The 19,787-nt window shown below is 69.7% G+C and carries 17 protein-coding genes and 1 pseudogene; 14 read left to right on the top strand and 4 right to left on the bottom strand.

The features are described from left to right. The first annotated feature begins 489 nt into the window (after positions 1-489). The 6 genes from Q2K21_RS18080 (at position 490) to Q2K21_RS18105 (ending at position 9,285) form a co-directional block, all read left to right on the top strand. Positions 490-3,378, top strand: coding sequence for a bifunctional glycosyltransferase/CDP-glycerol:glycerophosphate glycerophosphotransferase (locus Q2K21_RS18080; RefSeq protein WP_310772033.1), 2,889 nt, complete (start codon positions 490-492; stop codon positions 3,376-3,378). Further along, entirely contained in the window at positions 3,375-4,508 is a 1,134-nt protein-coding gene (locus Q2K21_RS18085) for a glycosyltransferase family 4 protein (protein ID WP_310772035.1), read from the top strand. Before Q2K21_RS18080 ends, Q2K21_RS18085 begins: the two co-directional genes overlap by 4 nt. Positions 4,509-4,726: 218 nt before the next feature. After that, positions 4,727-6,043: an ABC transporter substrate-binding protein gene (locus tag Q2K21_RS18090; RefSeq protein WP_310772039.1), complete on the top strand. Its 1,317-nt coding sequence runs from the start codon at positions 4,727-4,729 to the stop codon at positions 6,041-6,043. Between the two features lie 5 nt (positions 6,044-6,048). After that, entirely contained in the window at positions 6,049-7,044 is a 996-nt protein-coding gene (locus Q2K21_RS18095) for a carbohydrate ABC transporter permease (RefSeq protein WP_310772043.1), read from the top strand. Continuing rightward, positions 7,037-7,891: a carbohydrate ABC transporter permease gene (locus Q2K21_RS18100; protein ID WP_310772046.1), complete on the top strand. Its 855-nt coding sequence runs from the start codon at positions 7,037-7,039 to the stop codon at positions 7,889-7,891. Before Q2K21_RS18095 ends, Q2K21_RS18100 begins: the two co-directional genes overlap by 8 nt. 29 nt (positions 7,892-7,920) lie before the next feature. Beyond that, positions 7,921-9,285, top strand: a complete 1,365-nt coding sequence (locus Q2K21_RS18105) for a GH1 family beta-glucosidase (RefSeq protein ID WP_310772049.1) — start codon at positions 7,921-7,923, stop codon at positions 9,283-9,285. Between the two features lie 76 nt (positions 9,286-9,361). Here the strand turns inward: Q2K21_RS18105 and Q2K21_RS18110 are convergent, their stop codons facing one another. Beyond that, on the bottom strand, positions 9,362-9,754 hold the full coding sequence (locus tag Q2K21_RS18110) for a hypothetical protein (RefSeq protein ID WP_310772052.1): 393 nt from the start codon (positions 9,752-9,754) through the stop codon (positions 9,362-9,364). 191 nt (positions 9,755-9,945) lie between these two features. Here Q2K21_RS18110 and Q2K21_RS18115 point away from each other — a divergent pair, with 191 nt between their 5' ends. From Q2K21_RS18115 to Q2K21_RS18125, 3 genes are all read left to right on the top strand, one after another. Continuing rightward, positions 9,946-10,623, top strand: coding sequence for a response regulator transcription factor (locus tag Q2K21_RS18115; RefSeq protein ID WP_310772056.1), 678 nt, complete (start codon positions 9,946-9,948; stop codon positions 10,621-10,623). 4 nt (positions 10,624-10,627) lie between these two features. Beyond that, positions 10,628-12,004 (top strand): sensor histidine kinase, encoded by a 1,377-nt coding sequence (locus Q2K21_RS18120; protein ID WP_310772059.1) that lies wholly within the window; start codon positions 10,628-10,630, stop codon positions 12,002-12,004. A 235-nt stretch (positions 12,005-12,239) separates the two neighbouring features. Then, positions 12,240-12,935, top strand: coding sequence for a L,D-transpeptidase family protein (locus Q2K21_RS18125; RefSeq protein ID WP_310772062.1), 696 nt, complete (start codon positions 12,240-12,242; stop codon positions 12,933-12,935). A gap of 50 nt (positions 12,936-12,985) precedes the next feature. Here Q2K21_RS18125 and Q2K21_RS18130 read toward each other — a convergent pair whose 3' ends face one another. Beyond that, positions 12,986-14,185 carry a Gfo/Idh/MocA family protein gene (locus Q2K21_RS18130; RefSeq protein ID WP_310772065.1) on the bottom strand — a complete coding sequence of 400 codons (1,200 nt, stop codon included), beginning with the start codon at positions 14,183-14,185 and terminating at the stop codon, positions 12,986-12,988. Positions 14,186-14,396: 211 nt separating this feature from the next. Here Q2K21_RS18130 and Q2K21_RS18135 point away from each other — a divergent pair, with 211 nt between their 5' ends. Together Q2K21_RS18135 and Q2K21_RS18140 are read left to right on the top strand one after the other, a co-directional pair. Beyond that, positions 14,397-15,557 (top strand): ROK family transcriptional regulator, encoded by a 1,161-nt coding sequence (locus tag Q2K21_RS18135; RefSeq protein ID WP_310772068.1) that lies wholly within the window; start codon positions 14,397-14,399, stop codon positions 15,555-15,557. A 90-nt stretch (positions 15,558-15,647) separates the two neighbouring features. After that, positions 15,648-15,833 (top strand): hypothetical protein, encoded by a 186-nt coding sequence (locus tag Q2K21_RS18140; RefSeq protein ID WP_310772070.1) that lies wholly within the window; start codon positions 15,648-15,650, stop codon positions 15,831-15,833. Between the two features lie 93 nt (positions 15,834-15,926). On the opposite strand, the gene Q2K21_RS18145 is transcribed toward Q2K21_RS18140, so the two are convergent. Both Q2K21_RS18145 and Q2K21_RS18150 read right to left on the bottom strand, forming a co-directional pair. Then, a complete protein-coding gene (locus Q2K21_RS18145) occupies positions 15,927-16,088 on the bottom strand; it encodes a hypothetical protein (protein WP_310772073.1) in 162 nt (53 codons plus the stop codon). 95 nt (positions 16,089-16,183) lie between these two features. Further along, entirely contained in the window at positions 16,184-17,590 is a 1,407-nt protein-coding gene (locus Q2K21_RS18150) for a S1 family peptidase (protein WP_310772075.1), read from the bottom strand. A gap of 316 nt (positions 17,591-17,906) precedes the next feature. On the opposite strand from Q2K21_RS18150, the gene Q2K21_RS18155 reads away from it, so the two are divergent. The 3 genes and pseudogenes from Q2K21_RS18155 to Q2K21_RS18165 all read left to right on the top strand — a co-directional run. After that, entirely contained in the window at positions 17,907-18,548 is a 642-nt protein-coding gene (locus Q2K21_RS18155; protein WP_310772078.1) for an HAD family acid phosphatase, read from the top strand. Between the two features lie 106 nt (positions 18,549-18,654). Next, positions 18,655-19,047 carry a PPOX class F420-dependent oxidoreductase gene (locus tag Q2K21_RS18160; protein WP_310772081.1) on the top strand — a complete coding sequence of 131 codons (393 nt, stop codon included), beginning with the start codon at positions 18,655-18,657 and terminating at the stop codon, positions 19,045-19,047. A 228-nt stretch (positions 19,048-19,275) separates the two neighbouring features. Then, positions 19,276-19,523, top strand: a pseudogene (locus Q2K21_RS18165) (GntT/GntP/DsdX family permease); the annotation flags it as partial. Positions 19,524-19,787: the final 264 nt, after the last annotated feature.

Here is a 19,787-nt window from a genome sequence, read left to right on the forward strand (position 1 = left end):
CGTGCGTGGCCGACATGGGTGGCCGAGGTGCGTGGCCGACGTGCGGCCGACGTGCATGGCCGACACGGGTGGCCGCCATGGGTGGCCGCCATGGGTGGCCAACGTGCGTGGCCGACATGGGTGGCCAACGTGCACGGCCGACGCGTATGGCCGACACGGGTGGCCGACATGCGGCCGACATGCGGCCGACGCGCGCGGCCCGCATGGGTGGCCGACGTGCGTCGCCGACGCGTACGGCCGACACGCACGGCGTGCCGCGGACGCGGCCCCCGCCGTGCCCCTTCACGTAGCGTGGAAGGGCGGAGGGCACAGCCCTCGCCGCCACGAGTCGCGCAAGCGCGACCCCGCGCGATGCGGGGGTCGCCGTGCCAGTGCTGAATCCGGGCGCACCCCGGCCCGCGGGATGCCTTCGCGGGCGCCGCCGAGCCGCGGCGGTGACGAGACCGCTGTCCGGAGAGTCCGAATCCGAGACGAGAGGTGGCCGTGTCCATGGATACCCCCGAGCCAGGCGGGACGGAGCCGGACATCAGCGTCGTCGTCATCGTCTACAACGATGCCCGGCGCCTGACGGCAGCCGTACGCTCCGTGCTCGACCAGACGTTGCGCAACGTGGAAGCGATCATCGCCGACGACTGTTCGACCGACACGTCGTTCGAGGTCGCCCAGTCACTGGCCGCCGCCCACCCCCGCCGCGTACGGGCGATCCGGCTGTCGGAGAACAGCGGCGGCTGCGGCGAGCCCCGCAACCAGGGCATGGCCGTGGCCCGCGGGCGCTACGTCATGTTCCTCGACAGCGACGACATGCTGGAGCCCAACGCGTGCCGCAACCTGCTGGAAGCGGCCGACCGCACCGGTGCCGACCTGGTCTCGGGACTCTGCGTCCGGGTGCACACCGACAGCAGGCACGACAAGAGGATCCCCTGGTACCCCTGGCTGTACCGGTCCACGCGCACCGTCGAGTCCATCGCCGAACTGCCGGACCTCTTCGTCTTCGACACCCTGTCGACGAACAAGTGCTACCGGCGCGACTTCCTCGTCGAGAACGGGCTCGCCTTCCCGCGCGGCATCCACTACGAGGACCTGCTGTTCTCGGCGCAGGCCTACCTCGCGGCAGGGCGGATCACCCTGATCCCCAACACGGTCTACTACTGGAACGTGGCCCACAAGACCGCGGCCAAGTCGATCAGCAACCGGCGCCATGAGATCAACAACTTCACCGACCGGCTGGAGATCCACCGCCGTATCGACTCCGTCCTCGGCAGGCGCGGCCTCGACGAGCTGAAGCTGCACAAGGACATCAAGTTCCTCAAGCACGACCTCGTCCTCTACCTGCGCGACCTGCCGTTCCTCGACGACGGCTACCGGCACCGCTTCGCGGAGCTGGCCCGCGGCTACATCCAGGACTTCTCCGAAGCGGCGTACGGCCGACTGGACCGGGTACACGCCATCTGCGCCTACCTGCTGCTGCGGGAGGACTGGGAGAACCTGATGCCGGCCGTCGACACGCTGATCAACCGGAACAAGATCTCCGCACCGCTCGTCGAGCGGGAAGGCCGCATCTACTGGTGCGACCGGCATCTCGACGATCCGAAGGCACGAGACGTCATGGACGTCACCGGCCTCGGCTACCACGGCAGACCGCTGGAGAGGATGTTCCTGCGCAACCTGCTCACCGGGTACTCCGTGCGCGGTGACGAGGTGCTGCTCGACGGCGCGGTGGTCAACCCGCTGCACACCGTGTCCGCGGACGCCGACCTCACCGCCGAGCTGGAGTTCCGGGCTCGCCGCCGCAGCCTGCAGACCTTCCGGTTCCCCGTGCGGACGGTTCGTCACCAGGGCGACACCATCGCCTGGCAGGCGGCGATCCCGCTGGCCCGTCGCTTCCGGCCGGTGGGTGTCGTCGACGAGGTGTGGGACGTCCGGTTGCACCTGACGGCGGACGGGAAGCGGACCACGTCCCGGATCACGGCCGGCAACGTCGACCTGGAGAGTGCCGCGTCCGTGCCCGTACGCCCCCGGCTCAGCCGGCTCGTCGCCGACCGGCTCGAACCGCAGGTGTCCGCCAAGGGCCATCTGGCCTTCCGGCTGACCCAGCACGGCACGGCGGCGCTGCGCGGGCGCGCCGTCGTGGACCGCAATCTGCACTGCTCCGCCGCCCGGACCGTCAAGGGCGCCTACCGCACGCTCCGGGCCGTCAGGAGGGACCTGGCCTCCGGACCGCGCAAGGTGCAGGGCTACCACCGCATGGTGCGGCTGCTCCCGGTCCGCAAGGGCACTGTCGTCTTCGAGAGTCATCTCGGCAAGCAGTACAGCGACAGCCCACGGGCGATCTACGAGGAACTCCGGCGCCGCCAGGTGCCCGTCACCGCGATCTGGTCCTACGCGGGCGAGAGGCCCGAGGGCTTCCCGAAGGACGTCGAACTGGTCCGCCGGTGGTCATGGCGCTACCTCAGGGCGCTGGCCCAGGCGGAGTTCTGGATCGACAACCAGGGCTTCCCCCTCAAGCTGGCCAAGCGCCCGGAGACCACCTACATCCAGACGTGGCACGGCTCGGCACTCAAGAGGATGGGCTTCGACGAGCCCGGCTACCGCGTGATGTCCGAGCAGGAACAGCGCTCCTACCAGGAGGCGTTGGACCGCTTCGACCACTTCGTGGTCCGCAGCGAACACGACGTCCGCACCCTCGCCCGGGCCTACCGCGTCCCCGAGGAGAAGCTGCTGCGCACCGGCTACGCGCGCAACGACGCCCTCGTACGCGCGGCCCGTGACCCGAGGGCACCCGACCCGGCCGTACGGCGGCTGGCCGAACGCCTCGGCGTCCTCCCGGACCGCCGCGTGCTGCTGTACGCGCCCACGTTCCGCGCCCGTCCGGACGGCCGCGTACGGGACTTCGAGCTTCCCTTCGACGTGGAACGCTTCGCCGACCGCTTCGGGGACCGGTACACCCTCCTGGTCCGTTCGCATTACCTGAACCGGGTCACCCTGCCGCCGTCGGTGGCGGGCCGCGTGATCGATGTGACCGGTGAACCGGACATCACGCCGCTCCTGCTGCTCGCCGACGCCCTGATCACCGACTACTCGTCGGTGATGTTCGACTATGCGCTGCTGCGCCGGCCACTCGTGTTCTACGCCTACGACTGGGAGGAGTACTCCCAGGACATGCGCGGCACCTACTTCGACCTCTTCGAAGAGGCTCCGGGCCCGGTCGCACGCACCGAGGACGAACTCTTCGCCGCGCTGTCCGACCTGCGCACCGTCGGCGCCCAGTACGAGGCGCGGCTGAAGGAGTTCGTGGACAAGTACGGCGAGTACGACCGCGGGGACGCGGCTGCTCGCATCGTGGACCGTTTCTTCGGACCCGCGGGAGAGACCCGATGACCCAGCGTGAGATCTTCTTCGTCGCCAACGAGGTCAACGAACTCGGCGGCGTGGGCCGCTGGCAGACCCAGATGGCCCGGCTGCTGGCCGAGCGCGGTCACCGGGTCCGGATCATCGGCGTCTCCCCGCCCGAGGTGGCGATGGACCTCGGCCCGAATCCGCCGTTCGAGACGCTGACCCTGTACGACCGGCGGCCCCCGGGCCGTCACCCGCGGCACGCTCTGGTCGACCGGTGGGACCCGGCCCTGCGGCGGCAGGAGGCGGACAGGCGCGCCGCCGCGGAGCGCCTGTCGCGTGTGTTCCGCGCCGCGCGGTCCGGTGCCGTGATCATCGTGACCCAGGTGTGGGCGATGGAGTGGGTGGCGCTCGCGGACACCGCGGGGCATCCGGTGATCGGCATGAGCCATGAGTCGTTCGATGCGTCGCGCCGGTCCTCACGCTTCGAGCGTGTGCGGACGTACTACAAGGATGTGGACCGGCTGCTGGTGCTGACCCAGGAGGACGCCGACCTCTGGGTGGGGGCGGGCCTCAACAACGTGGGCTTCATGCCGAATCCACTGCCGGTGACACCCGGCTCCCCGTCACCGCGCACGGAGAAGGTGGTGGCCAGCATCGGGCGGCTGAGCCACGCGAAGGGCGTCGACCTGCTGCTGGACGTCTGGGCCGAGGCCGCACCGCTGCAACCCGGCTGGATCCTGCGCGTCTACGGCGCCGGAGACCACGAGGCCGTGCTCCGGCAGCAGTGCACGGAACTCGGTCTGGACGACTCGGTGGAGTGGGCGGGGCAGACGGACGACGTGACCGGCGCGCTCAGGCGGTCGTCCGTGTTCGTCCAGTCCTCCCGCGGCGAGGGTTTTCCACTGGTCCTCCTGGAGGCGATGGCCTGCGGAGTGCCGTGTGCCGCGTTCGACTGTTCCCCCGGCGTGCGCGAGATCGTCACGGACGGCGAGGACGGACTGCTGGCGCGGCACGGTAACACCTCCGAACTCGCCCGCCACCTCGTACGGTTGATGGCCGACGAGAACCTGCGCGACACGATGGGGGAGCGGGCGCGGCAGAACGTGCGGCGTTTCGCCCCGGACGTGATCACCCGCCGGTGGGAGGAACTCTTCGACTTCCTGGAGCGCTGAGGGACGTCGGCCCCGGCGCGAGCCGGGGCCGACGGGTGTGCGGCCGGGCGGGGTGCCCGCCGGAGTTCCGTCGGCGTGTCAAAACTCTTGACGGCCCTATCGCTTGAGGTTTAACTCACGTCCTAAATTAAGCCGTGAGGGGCTTCGGGAGTCGAACGCGTGTCGCTCCCGAGGCCTTCCTCGGGGTTCTTCCCTCCCGGAAAGGGACACCAGGAGTCATGCGCAGCATCCGAGCCGCCGCCGTAGGCGCCGTCACCATGTCTCTCGCCCTTGCCGCCTCGGCCTGCGGTGGCGGTTCGTCGACGGGTGGCGGGTCGAACGACTCGCCCAAGACGCTTACGTACTGGGCCTCCAACCAGGGCGCCAGCATCGAGGTCGACAAGAAGGTCCTCCAGCCCGAACTCGACAAGTTCGAGAAGCAGACCGGCATCAAGGTGAAGCTGGAGGTCGTGCCCTGGTCGGACCTGCTCAACCGGATCCTCACCGCGACCACCTCCGGCCAGGGTCCCGACGTCCTCAACATCGGCAACACCTGGAGCGCCTCGCTTCAGGCCACCGGGGCGCTGCTGCCATGGGACGCCGAGAACTTCGGCAAGATCGGCGGCAAGGACCGCTTCGTGGACTCGGCGCTCGGCTCGACGGGTGCGCAGGGCAAGGACCCGGCCGCCGTGCCGCTGTACTCGATGGCCTACGCGCTCTACTACAACAAGAAGATGTTCGCCGACGCGGGCCTCTCCAAGCCGCCGGCCACCTGGGACGAGCTGATCGCCGACGGAAAGAAGATCTCCACGGGCGGCAAGTGGGGCCTCGGCGCCGAGGGTTCGAACCTCTCCGAGAACATCCACCACGCCTTCGTCTTCGGCAAGCAGCACGGCGCGGACTTCTTCACCAGCGACGGAAAGCCCGACTTCACCTCCGAGAAGGCGGTCGCCGCGATCAAGCAGTACGTCGACCTCATGGCCACCGACAAGATCATCGCGCCCGGCAACGCCGAGTACGCCCAGAACCAGTCCCTGAGTGACTTCGCCAAGGGCAAAACAGCGATGGTCCTGTGGCAGACCGCGTCAGCCACCCTCAAGAACCTCGGCATGAAGGACGACGACTGGGGCGTCGCCCCGGTGCCCGTGCCGTCCGGTACTCCGGGCACCGGCACGAACGTCAACTCGATGGTCGCGGGCATCAACCTGGCCGTCTTCAAGAACACCAGGAACCGCGACGGTGCCACCAAGTTCGTGAAGTTCATGACGAGCGACGACGAGCAGAAGCTCCTCAACACGGCGTACGGTTCCATACCGCCGGTCAGGTCCGCCCAGTCGGACGCCGCGTTCAACTCCCCGGCCACGACCGTCCTGAAGGACACCCTCGCGAAGAGTGCCGCGGCGCTGCCGCAGGTGGCCGACGAGTCCCAGTTCGAGACGACGGTCGGTACGGCCGTCAAGGAGCTGTTCGCCGACGCTGCCGCGGGACGCCCGGTGACCACCGCGTCGGTGAAGGCCAAGCTCGAGAAGGCCCAGCAGCAGATGCCGGCGAAGTGAGCGCGATGACGACCACTGCCACCGTGGAGGCCAGGGGCCGGACGGCCTCCACACGTTCCCCCGGTGCGGCGCGCGGCCCGCGCCGCACCGGGCGGATCCGCCGCATCGGACTGCCGTACCTGCTGCTCCTGCCCGCGCTGCTTCTCGAACTCCTCGTCCACCTGGTGCCGATGGCGATCGGCATCGTGATGAGCTTCAAGGAGCTCACCCAGTTCTACATCCGCGACTGGGGCACCGCGCCCTGGTCCGGAATCGACAACTACCGGATGTCGGTCGACTTCAACGCGCCCGTCGGTGACGCGCTGCTCCACTCGTTCCTCGTCACCTGCGGCTTCACCCTGCTGTCGGTGGCCCTGTGCTGGCTGATCGGCACCGCGGCCGCGCTGTACATGCAGGACACCTTCCGCGGCCGGGGCCTCCTGCGCGCCCTGTTCCTGGTCCCGTACGCGCTGCCCGTCTACGCGGCCGTCGTCACCTGGGCGTTCATGTTCCAGCACGACAACGGCCTGGTGAACCACGTCCTCCACGACCAGCTGCACCTCACCGACGAGCCCTCCTTCTGGCTCATCGGAGGCAACAGCTTCGTGGCCCTGCTGACCGTGTCGGTGTGGAAAGGCTGGCCGTTCGCCTTCCTGATCGTCATGGCCGGACTGCAGAACATTCCGAAGGACCTGTACGAGGCGGCGGCCCTGGACGGGGCCGGCCTGTGGCAGCAGATCCGGCGCATCACCCTGCCGTCACTGCGCCCGGTCAACCAGGTCCTGGTCCTCGTCCTGTTCCTGTGGACGTTCAACGACTTCAACACGCCGTACGTCCTGTTCGGCAGGGCCGCACCGCAGGCCGCCGACCTCATCTCGATCCACATCTACCAGGCGTCGTTCGTCACCTGGAACTTCGGCACCGGCTCCGCGATGTCCGTCCTGCTCCTGCTCTTCCTGCTGGTCGTGACGGGCGCGTATCTCGCCCTCACCTCGCGCGGGCGGAGGAGGGCCGATGCCTAGATCCCCGATGGCGCCCCCGCGCTCCTTCCTCTGGTCGCGCCGGGTCTTCCTCACCCTGCTCACCGGATTCGTCCTGCTGCCGGTGTACGTCATGGTCTCCAGCTCCCTGAAGCCGCTTCAGGACGTCTCGGGGAAGTTCCGCTGGTGGCCGAGCGGACTGACGATCCGGCCCTACATCGACATCTGGTCGACGGTGCCGCTGGCGAAGTACTTCATGAACTCCCTGATCGTGGCGGGAGCGGCGACCGTCTGCTCGGTGGTGATCGCCGTCTTCGCCGGATACGCGGTCAGCCGCTACGACTTCCCCGGCAAGCGCGTGTTCACGGTCACCGTCCTGTCCACGCAGATGTTCCCCGGCATCCTCTTCCTGCTGCCGCTGTTCCTCCTCTACGTCAACATCGGCAACGCCACCGGCATCGCCCTGTTCGGCTCGCGCGGCGGACTGATCCTCACGTATCTGACGTTCTCGTTGCCGTTCTCGATCTGGATGCTGATCGGGTACTTCGACTCGGTGCCGCGCGATCTGGACGAGGCGGCGCTGGTGGACGGTTGCGGCCCGCTCGGCGCGCTGCTGCGTGTCGTCGTCCCGGCCGCGATCCCCGGCATCGTCGCCGTCGCCGTCTACGCCTTCATGACCGCGTGGGGCGAGGTGCTCTTCGCCTCCGTGATGACCAACGACACCACCCGCACGCTCGCCATCGGCCTGCAGGGCTACTCCACCCAGAACGAGGTGTACTGGAACCAGATCATGGCCGCCTCGCTCGTCGTGAGCGTCCCCGTGGTCGCGGGCTTCCTGCTGCTGCAGCGCTACCTCGTCACCGGGCTCACCGCCGGAGCCGTGAAGTGACCAACGCCCCCATCCCTGAGAGGACTTCCGTGTCCGAACGCATCGACCTGGCCGCACTCCCGCACGACTTCCTGTGGGGCACGGCCACATCGGCGTACCAGATCGAGGGAGCCGTCACCGAGGACGGCCGTGCGCCGTCGATCTGGGACACCTTCTCGCACACCCCCGGAAAGACCGCGGGCGGCGACAACGGCGACGTCGCCTGCGACCACTACCACCGCTGGCGCGAGGACATCGGACTGATGCGGCGGCTCGGCACCAACGCCTACCGGCTCTCCATCGCCTGGCCAAGGGTGATCCCGGGCGGCGACGGCCAGGTGAACCCCAAGGGCCTGGCCTTCTACGACGCGTTGATCGACGGCCTGCTGGAAGCGGGCATCACCCCGTCGGTCACCCTCTACCACTGGGACCTGCCGCAGGCGCTCCAGGACCGCGGCGGCTGGCCCGAACGGGCCACCGCCGAGCACTTCGCCGCGTACGCCTCGGTCGTCGCCGAACGCCTCGGTGACCGCGTCACCCACTGGGCCACCCTCAACGAACCCTTGTGCTCGGCCTGGATCGGCCATCTCGAAGGCAGGATGGCCCCCGGCCTCACCGACCTGACCGCCGCGGTCCGCGCCTCCTACCATCTACTCCTCGGCCACGGCCTCGCCGCTCAGGCGATCCGTGCGGCCGCCCCGGGCGCCGAGGTCGGCATCGTCAACAACCTCTCCACCGTGCACGCGGCCACCGACCGCCCCGAGGACACCGCGGCGGCCCGCCGCATGGACGGCCACGTCAACCGCTGGTGGCTCGACCCGGTCCACGGCCGCGGTTTCCCGGCGGACATGCGCGAGGTGTACGGCGTCGACCTCCCCGAGCGGCCCGGCGACGCGACGACGATCGCCGCACCGCTGGACTGGCTGGGCCTCAACTATTACTTCCCGGCCACCGTCGCCGACGAGCCGGCCGGCCCGGCCCCCCGTACCCGCTCCGTCCGCCGCCTCGGCGTCCCGCGCACCGGCATGGACTGGGAGATCGACGCGAGCGGCATCGAGTCGCTGCTGCTGCGCCTCACCCACGACTACGGGGCCCGCAAGCTCTACGTCACCGAGAACGGCTCCGCCTTCCCCGACGTCGTACGATCCGACGGCACCGTCGAGGACCCCGAACGCCAGGACTACCTGGTCCGGCATCTGGCGGCCTGCGCCTCCGCGGCCCGCAAGGGCGCCCCGCTGGCCGGCTACTTCGCCTGGTCGCTGCTCGACAACTTCGAGTGGGCGTACGGCTACGACAAGCGCTTCGGCCTCGTCCACGTCGACTACCGGACCCAGGTCCGCACGATCAAGGACAGCGGACACCGGTACGCGGACATCGTGCGCGCCCACCGCGGCCGGGCGCGCCGGGCCGCCTGAGGCACACCGCCGACATGGGTGCCGGTCCGAGCCCCATGGGGCCCGGACCGGCACACGGTGGGTGGGTCAGGTGCGGTCACCGCCAGCCGTAGCCGCCGTAGCCGCCGTAGCCGCCGAAGCCGCCGTAGCCGCCGTAGCCGCCGTAGCCGCCGAAGCCGCCATAGCCGCCGTAGCCGCCGAAGCCGCCGTAGCCGCCGTAGCCGCCGAAGCCGCGGTTGAAGTTGACGAAAACGAAGTTGCCGCGGTCACGGAAGCCGCCGAAGCCGCAGTTGTTGTTCCACCAGTTGCCGCCCCAGTTGCCGCCCCAACCACCACGGAAGTTGCAGAACCCCCCGTTGTTCTGGATGGAGGTGTGCGCCGCCGTGGGGGTGCTCGCCGGAGTGCTCGCCATGGCGACACCGCTGCTCGCCGCGCCGGCCAGCACCATCGTGCCGGCGATCAGTGCGATCCTGCGTCGGACGATCGTCATCGTGTCTCTCCTTCGTCTGACGGGCGCGGAAGCGCTCGTTCATCCCGTTGCCATCAGCGTGCGGCAGACCCCCTGAGAGGAGGCTGAGAAAGACGGGGCATTCGGTCACCACCCGGAGTGACGCCGTCACCAGGCGTGCTGGGCGCGCGGCCCTGACCATGTCTTCATAGGGTGAGAAGAGAGGTCGGGCCATGCGAGTGCTGGTGATCGAGGACGAACGCGGGCTCGCCGCGGCGGTCGCCCACGGGCTCGCCGAGGAGGGCTTTGTCGCCGATGTGGCGTACGACGGCGTCGACGGGCTGTGGCGGGCCGTGAACGAGCCGTACGACGTGATCGTGCTGGACCTCATGCTGCCCGGCTTGTCCGGTTACGAGGTCCTCAAGCGGCTGCGGGCGGCCAGTGTGTGGACGCCCGTGCTCATCCTCACCGCCAAGGACGGCGAGTACGACGAGGCGGACGCCCTGGACCTCGGCGCCGACGACTACCTGAGCAAGCCGTTCTCGTACGTGGTGCTGGTCGCCCATCTGCGGGCGCTGCTGCGGCGCGGGGCGCCCGCCCGGCCCGCCGTGCTGGAGGCCGGCGACCTCGACCTGGATCCGGCGCGCCGCCGCTGTCACCGCGGGGGCCGGGAGATCACCCTGACGGCTCGCGAATTCACCCTCCTGGAGTTCCTGCTCCGGCATCCCGACGAGGTGGTCAGCAAGACGGACATCCTCGAACACGTCTGGGACGAGAACTTCGACGGCGACACCAACATCGTCGAGGTCTATATCGGCTATCTGCGGCGCAAGATCGACGCCCCGTTCGGCCGCCGGACGATCGAGACCGTCCGGGGCGCCGGCTACAGACTGCGCGGTACCGGGAGGTGAACCGGTGCGTATCCCCGCCCCCGCGTGCTGGGCCCGCCGCTCTCTGCGGCTCAGGCTGACGGCCGCGGCGGCCCTGATCATCGCGGTGGCACTGGTCGGCGCGTCCTGCCTGCTGGTCGTCTGGCTGCGCATGAGCCTGATCACCGGGCTGGACCAGACCGCGCTCCAGCGGGCCCAGGTCATCGCGGCGAGCGTCGACAACGGCACTCTCGCCCGCGTCCTTCCGGTCTCCGGCGGCGACACCGCCGTGCAGGTCGTCGGCGCGGGTGGCTCGGTGCGGTGCAGTTCGGCGAATCTGGCGGGGAAACCCGCGCTTTTCACCTTCCCCCCGACCCCCTCGGGCGCGACGCCGCAGGCCCACAGCGTGCGCGGCCTGCCCCTGAGCGGGGACGGCACCTGGCGCGCGCTGGCCATCTCCGCCGGTGGCAGGAGCGACCCGGTGACCGTGTATGTCGCCGTGCCCACCAAGGCCGTGAGTGACAACCTGGCCAAGCTCACCCTGGGCCTGGCCATCGCCGTGCCGCCGGCCGTCGCCCTGCTCACCGGCGTGGTCTGGCTGCTGACCGGACGCGCGCTTCGGCCCGTGGAGGCCCTGAGCGCCCAGACCGCCGAGATCACCGCCTGCGACCTGGGCCGCCGCCTGGACGTGCCGCCGGCCGACGACGCCCTGGGCCGGCTGGCGCGGACCCTCAACGACCTGCTCGCCCGGCTGGACGTCTCCCAGCAGCGACAGCGGCAGTTCGTCGCGGACGCGGCACACGAGCTGCGCAGCCCCCTCAGCAGCCTGCACACCCAGCTGGAGGTGGCGGTCCGGCACCCCGGCTCCGCGGACTGGCCCTCCCGCGGCCCCGCCCTGATCGAGGAGAGCGAACGGCTGTCCGGGCTCGTCGACGACCTCGTACGGATGGCCCGCCTCGACGCCCTGCCCCGGCTGCGCAAACGTCCCGTGGACCTGGACGAGGTCGTCTTCCAGGAAGTCCGCCACGCCCGCCGCCGCACCTCTCTCGTCATCGACCAGCACGCCGTGTGCGCGGCCCGTGTGTACGGCGACGGTGATGCCCTGGCCAGGGTCGTGCGCAATCTGCTGGACAACGCCATCCGGTACGCGGACGACCGGATCGTGGTGCGTCTGGGCGTCCGCGACGGCATCGCGTGCCTGGTCGTCGCCGACGACGGTCCCGGCATCCCGGTGGCCGACCGGAACCGCGTCTTCGACCGTTTCACCCGATTGGACGGGGCCCGCGCCCGGGACACCGGCGGAAGCGGTCTGGGGCTGGCGATCGTCCACGACCTGGTCCTCGCGCACCACGGGCACATCCACATCGAGGACAACGACCCCGGCGCCCGGATGGTGGTGCGCATACCGGCCACCGAGCTGTGACGGGTGAGCCGACTGCGCCGGTCGACTGCGCCCGCCCTCAGCCGGTGATGCCGCGCAGGACCTTCTCCGCGAGCTCCCGGCCGGCCGACCGCGCGATGCGGACTGTCACGGTTTCGTCGCAGTGTGATCCGTCCCTGCAACCCCCATGCCCCGCGGCTTGTCTACCTGGCAGGAAACGCGCCGCGTACGGGACGCGCGCCGAGCGCAAGTCCGTACAGAAGACGAAGGGTCCGCCATGGGGGACATACGCAGACGGGGAGCCGTCGCACTCGGGATCACCGCGCTGGTGACACCGCTCACGCTCGCGCTCGGCACCGCGCCCGCCGGTGCCGCGAGCTGCACCACGCAGACCGGCCCGTATCAGAAGCAGGTCGAGAAGTTCCTCGGCCGGCCGGTCGACGGCAGGCAGTCCAGCGCCGACTGCAAGGCGATCCAGGCCTTCCAGAACAAGCACGGCATCACCCCCGCCGTGGGCTACGCGGGCCCGGTGACCTGGGGCGTCATGGACCTCATGAACAAGCAGAAGGCCGTCGGGAACAAGCCCAACAAGGACGGGAAGTGCCCCGTCAACAAGGGCCGCATCGCCTGCGTCAACCTCACGCTCCAGCTCAGCTGGATCCAGGACGGCGACCGTCTCGTCTACGGCCCCGTCCCGGTCCGGACCGGCCGCAACGGCTACGAGACCCGCACCGGCCTGAAGAAGATCTACTGGCGGGACATCGACCATGTGTCGAGCGTGTACCACGTGCCCATGCCCTACAGCCAGTTCTTCGACGGCGGCCAGGCCTTCCACTCGGTCGGCCTCAGCATGTGGAATCCGCCGGGCTCGCACGGCTGCGTCAACATGACCAAGACCGACGCCAAGAAGTACTGGTCGCTGCTGAAGACCGGCGACGACGTGTTCGTCTACGGCCGCAAGCCCGGCACCTGACGTGTGTGCGGTCCGGCCGTCCTCGTGAACGGCCGGACCGCACAGGCGAGTTACGCGGGTGCGTCTCCGAAGTCCGGGATCTCCAGCCGGACCCCGCCCCTGAGCGCCGACTCGTGCGCGACGATCCCCGGTAGCGTGTAGCGGGCCGCGACCCACGCGTTCACGGACGGCAGGGTACGGGTGCCCACAGCGGTCACGAAGTCGTCCACCAGGAAGTGGTGGCTCCCCTCGTGCCCGTTGTGCAGGTTGTCGAACTCCCGCGGTAGCCGCGACCGGTCGTGCACCGGAGCCGAACCGGAGGTGAAGGCGGCCCGCAGCTCCGGCGCGATGTGCTGGAGCGACGGGTCGTCAGGGGACATCGTGGGCTTGGGCTCCAGCAGCTCGCTGATGTCCTTGACCCCCTTCTTGTCCTGCCACAGAGCCACGGTGGCGAGCTGCTCCATGCTCGCCTCGGTGCCGAAGAACCGGAAACGCGACTCCCTTATGTGCGAGGGGTAGCCGACCCGCCGGAACTCGTTCGTACGGAAGGAGCCGCCGCCCGCCACCTCGAACAGCGCGCTGGCGTTGGAGAAGTCGTTGCCGAACTGGCTGATCTCCTTGTCGAAGACCCCGTCCCCGCGGTCGTCGCGCACGCCGATCGCGGACACGCTCACCGCGTGCGTCTGCCAGGCGCCGAGCACACCGCCGACCGAGTGGGTCGGGTAGAGCAGCGGGGGATAGCTGGCGGTCGCCTTCCAGTTCTCGCCGCCGCTGTACTGGTACGCCTCATAGAACCCGAGGTCCATGTCGTGGACGTAGTCGCCCTCGGCGTAGAAGAGCCGTCCGAAGGCGCCCTCGGCGATCTGGTTGCGGGCGTGCACGGTCGCCGGGTTGTACTGGCTCGTCTCGCCCATCATGTACGTCAGTCCGGTGGCCTTGACCGCATCGATGATCGCCGCGATCTCCTCGGTGCTGATCGCCATGGGGACGGCGGAGTACACGTGCTTGCCGGCGTTGAGCGCCTGGACCACGAGGGGGCCGTGGGTCCAGCGCTGGGTGAAGATCGCGACGGCGTCGACGGCCGCGGACTCCAGCATGGCCTCGTACGACGGGAAGGTGCCCGCGAGACCCTGGGCAGCGGCGAGCTGCTCCGCCCGTTCGGGCAGCAGGTCGGTGACGTAGACGTCGCCGACGCCGGGGTGGGCCTGGAACAGGGTGGCGAACTGGCCCGAGAACTGACCGGCGCCGACGATGCCGAGCGAAAACGTCATGAAATGCGTGTCCTTCACAGGTCGAGGAGCGTGCACTTACTTTTGACGTGAAAGAATCCTGACGTCAAGAGTGGTGCGGACATCTTCTCGACAGGCGGACCTCCTTGTAGGATTGTCCGGGTTGCCCTCCTCGTTGGCTTTTCGCTTATCTTCGTGGGGTCACCCCCTTAGTTCCACGGTGAAAGAAAAAACTTGTGAGAGCCTGACCCCCATGACCACAGTTGCCCCCAGCTGGCTGCCGCTGAGCCCCGGCGAACGCTCGGTGGCGATCGAGGTGCTCGTGCACGGCCCCCTGTCGCGCACCGAACTCGCGCGACGGCTGCACCTCTCCCAGGGCAGCCTCACCCGGCTGACCAAGCCGCTGATCGAATCCGGCCTGCTCTTGGAGGTCCCCGATGCTGGCGCGCCGGGGGAGACACGTCAGGGCCGCCCCTCGCAGCCGCTCGACGTCGTCGCCGAGTCCCGTGCCTTCATCGGCTTCAAGATCACCGCAGACATGGTCTACGGCGTCGTCACCACGCTCAGAAGCGACATCGTCGCCCGGCTCGACCGGCCTCTGACCGGCCACGACCCCGGCGAAGTCGCCGGTCTCCTGGCCGAGATGACCCGCGAGCTCGCCGCGCGGTTCCCCGCTCTCGCGGGCATCGGCATCGGCGTGGGCGGCTTCGTCCAGAACCGGGCCGTGGTCGGGGAGTCGCCCTACCTCCGGTGGCGCGACGTCCCGCTGGCCGAACTCGTGGAGGAGCGCACCGGATTGCCGGTGGTCGTGGAGAACGACGTCGCCGCCCTCGTCGAGGCCGAGACCTGGTTCGGAGCCGGCCGCGGTCTGGACCGCTTCGTCGTCCTCACCATCGGCGCGGGCATCGGCTACGGGCTCGTCCTGGGCGGCAGGCGGGTGCCGTACGCCGGGGAGGACCGAGGTTTCGGGCGGCACTGGATCCTGAACCCCAACGGCCCGCTCACCCCCGACGGCGAACGCGGCAGCGCCGTCTCGCTGCTGACCATTCCCAGCATCCGGTACCAGATCCAGGCGGCCACCGGCCGCGACATGACCTACGAGGAGATCCTCGGCCTCGCCGCGGCGGGCGAGCCCATGTGCTCCCGTGTCATCGACGAGGCGGCACACGCCCTGGGCACACTGATCGCCCAGATCGCCAACTTCGCGATGCCCCAGAAGATCCTGCTCGCCGGAGAGGGGGTCGGCCTGATCGACGCCGCCGGAAAGACGGTACGGGAGACGCTGCGCACCCACCGCCATCCACTGGCCGCCCCGGTCGACCTGGAGACCAAGGTCTCCGACTTCCACGACTGGGCGCGCGGAGCGGCGGTACTCGCCATCCAGGTGCTGGTGCTGGGGGCCGTGGAGGCGTGAACCGCCCGGCTGACCAGGAGTGATCAGCTTCACGGTCCGGAATGCCGGGAGGTGCCCGATTACTGACCTCGCCTTCACGTCAGGGCCCGTATGCTTCACACCATGTCCACCACTCCTGAACCCGCCGCGGAACGCTCCGCCGACGAGGTCAACGAGGAGATCCGGGCCCTGTGGTTCCGGAGCGGCGGGACGCTCAGCATGGACGAGCGGCGGGAGTACCAGCGGCTCGTCATGGAATGGGCGGCGGCCTCCCCGCGCCCGATACAGGCTGCGTGACCGTCCGCTCGACCGACGCGCCCCGTACTCTCCCACCCTCGGCCGGATCACCGGGCCTCGCTCCTCACACCTCGGCCCGCCGGCGCGGCGACTTCATCGCACGCAGCACGAAGCTCTCGTGGATGTGGTTGTCGCCCGCCGTGTCGGGTACACCGTGCCGTCGTTGAAGCCCTGGTACGCGCCGCGCCGCACCCCGGTCACGTCCGGCCCGCCGAAGCCGCGCACCAGGATCAACGGCCGTACGCGTGCGCTCATCACGTTCCTCCTGCCGGCCGTGCCCCTTCCCTTCTTCAGCAGCGGGGCCGGTCCTGAGCAGGGGGCGCGTCGTCGGGTGCTCCGAAAGGGCGGGATCAGCCCCAGGTGCCGGAGTAGGCGCGGCGGTAGGCGTTGCGTTCCTGTTCCGTGCGGATGTAGCGGGTGGCCGCGAGGGCGACGAGACTGCCCGCGATGACCAGCATGCCCGGCCCGATGTTCCGCGGGTCGGTGAGCCGCGACAGGAAGCTCTCGGCGGTGTCGGCGCTGCCCACCTGCTGGACCGCGCCCGGAGCCGCGGCCCCCGGATCCGCCGACCCCGGCGCGATGGCCGCGCCTTGGGAGGCCGGGGCGGCCGGGGCGGAGGCGCCGGAGGTCTGGGCGGTCGCACCGGCCGACGCCTGCGGCTGCCCCGTCAACTGCACGCCGAGCGTGGCCATCGCCTTCGTCACCGGCTGGAAGAACGTCGTACCGCCCGACTGGCAGTCCCCGCTGCCGCCCGATGTCACGCCGAGCGCGATGCCCTCGGAGAACAACGGGCCGCCGCTGTCGCCGGGTTCGGCGCACACCGTGGTCTGGATAAGGCCGGTGACCGAGCCCTCCGGGTAGTTCACCGTCGCGTTGAGCGCGGTGACCTCGCCGTCACGCAGACCGCTGGTGCTGCCGCTGCGAAACACCTTCTCCCCGACGACCGGGTCCCCGGCCGCCGTGATGCGCACACCGCGTCCGCCCCCGATGGCCACGACGTTCTCACCGGGGGTCTGCTGCCCGTTCTCGTAGCGGATGAGGGAGAAGTCGCCCTCGCCGGGGAACTCCGACGTGACCGTCCGGCCCACCTGCGTCCGGCCCGTGTTGTCGGAGAACCAGAGCGAGCCGCCGGGCCCGCAGTGTCCGGCCGTGAGGATGAACTCGCTCTGGCCGTTGGTCACGTTGAAGCCCGCCGAACAGCGGCCGCCGGTCGAGAAGATGGGCTGGGCGCCGTTGACCCTGGTCGTGAACTTCCCCTGGGTGCGCTCCATGTGCACGACGTCCCCGATGCCGTCCGCGAGTTTCGTCATTTTGGACCAGTCGGAGGCGGAGACGGTGCTGTCGGCCTGCACCACCACCTGGTTGGTCCTGTAGTCCACGGACCAGGCCGTGCCCGCCACCTTGGGCGCCGAACTCAGGGCCTTCGTGGCCGACTTGAGCTGGTCCATGCTGTGGCGCACCATCTTGGCGCGGGCTCCGGCCGCAGTCACCTCGGCGGCGGCTGCCTTGTCGGTCACGGCGACGACGGGCTTTCCGTCGGACGCGACCCAGCTGCCCGCCGTCCGAGAGGTGCCGATCCGCGACACGAGGGTGGAACCCGTCCGGGAGGCGGTCTGGGCGGTCGTGCCGCCAGACATCTGCGCGGTGGACGGCTCGCTCGCCAGGGCCTGGGTGACCATCAGACCACCAAGGAGCAGTCCGCCGACGGCCGCGAGCTGCGTCCCCCGCCGGACGATCCGTCGTCGTGCATGCCTCATTCATGGCTCCCGAACCCCGAACATCACGGCGTCACCACCGCGGGGCGCTCCGGTCGTCGAACGCCCTCCCTCCATACGTGCGCCCGTGCCTTCGTGTTCATCGGCGAGCCGCGGAAGTCATGCCGTCGGTGACTCGCGCGGCGGTTCCTCGCCGTCCTCGACGCCTGAGCGCCGAAGAACCCGCCCGACACCGGGAATTAACTGTCTACCAACCAGTAGCTCTTCCGTGGCCTGTCGTTCACTCTTGGGCATGAACATGTCCGGCGCGGCACGGTCGAGGCACCGTCGCCGCTTTCACACGAGAGAAGGGACGGGCATGACAGGACGTGGTGTGGGGCGCCGGATCGGTGCGGTCTCGGCGGTGGTGGCGCTCGGCATCGGCGGAACGGTCACGGCCGCCCAGACCGCCTCCGCGGCTCCGGCCGCGACCACCGTGAGTGCGGCCGCCGCCCAGGCCGCCGAAGTCGACTACGCCACCTGGCAGACGGATGTGAAGGCGGTGACCGACCAGGCGCTGCCGTACGTCCAGCAGCGCACCGCGAACACCACCGGGCAGAAGCTCGCGATCGTCTTCGACATCGACAACACCACGCTGGAGACGTACTTCCACCCGTGGTACGAGCTGCCCACGCCGGCGGTCAAGCCCTCGCTGGAGCTGGCGAAGTACGCGAAGTCCCGCGGTGTCTCCGTCTTCTTCGTCACCGCGCGCCCGGGCATCATCGCCTCCGAGACCAAGTGGAACCTCAAGACCGTGGGCTACCCGGTGGACGGCCTGTACGTGCGTGCTCTGCCGGACCTGTTCGACGAGGTCAGCGCCTACAAGACGAGCAAGCGCGCGGAGATCGAGGCGCAGGGCTACACGATCATCGCGAACGTCGGCAACAACGACTCGGACCTCGTCGGCGGACACGCCGAGCGCACGTTCAAGCTGCCCGACTACGACGGCCGGCTGGACTGACGGTCCCTTCCGCGCATCCGCGCATCCGGGCATCCCGGAATCCGGGCGCCGGTACGGTCATACGTCCGTACCGGCGCCCTTCGCGTCGAGTGCGTAGACTGCGACCATGGACGAGGCCTCGCTGAACCGGCTCGCAACGGGCAAGTACCTGCTGGTCACCAGCTACCGCAAGAACGGCACGCCGGTCGCCACCCCGGTGTGGGTGGTGGGGGACGGCGACGCGCTCGGCGTCTGGACCACCGCGGACTCCTGGAAGGTGAAGCGGATCCGGGCCCGCGCCGATGTCCTGGTCGGCCCCTGCGACATGCGTGGCAACCCGACCGGTGACCCGGTCCCCGCCACCGCCGAGATCTGCGACCCGGCCACGACGGCCCGCTACCGAGAACTCATCGCCCGCAAGTACGGCATCATCGGCCGCCTCACCCTCCTCGGCAGCCGCCTGCGCCGGGGCGAGAAGGGGACGGTCGGCATCCGCGTGACGCCGACGCCGACGCCGTGACCGAGCCGGGCAGGGACCGGTTCACGGCGTAACGCGCCCCACCACCAGCCCGAGTTCGGCCGATGTGCGGTATCCCGGCCGGAACGATTGCCGCGCCGTCGAAGTGCGCGTGCAGGTGAGCCAGTACCGCCGGTGCTCATCTGTCCTTCTTCCTGTGACATGAGGCGTGCTGACGACACGTCACCTCGCGAATGCTGGCCCTGCTCTTTTTGATGACGAAGCTGAGACTCAACGGCTGCGCTTCCGCTGCTCGCCGGGAGCGGAGTCCACCGGAGATGAGGGTGCTCGCCGTCTCCTGCGGGTCGATCGCCTTCTCCCACGTCAACGACCCGGGCTTTTGGATGTTCAGGGAGTACTTCAACCTGTCCGTCATCGACGCGATCAAGGCGCGCACCAGCTACACGACGGTCCCGGCCGTCCTCGGCCTGGGCGGCGTCCTCGCCATGGAGTCGATTCTGGACGTCCTCAACGTGTGACGCACACGGCCCAGTTGTCCACCACCCTTTTCACCTCCCGGGGGAGTCCCGCCATGAGACAGCCGGCCGCTGCCCAGTGCTCTGGCCTTGCGCCGGGCCACCGGGCTGCCCACGGCCACCCACATGATCGCGACGGACCGGCGCCGGCTCACCCACGCGCCGGCGCTCCAGTCCGTCTCCATCCCGCTCAACCGTCGCCATGCGGTACCTCATCGAGGACTGGACCTTCGACAGCAAGCGTCCCTGCCTGGTGCGCCCGTGGGC

Origin of the sequence: Streptomyces sp. CGMCC 4.7035, from assembly GCF_031583065.1 — a bacterium.
GTDB lineage: Bacteria > Actinomycetota > Actinomycetes > Streptomycetales > Streptomycetaceae > Streptomyces > Streptomyces yaanensis.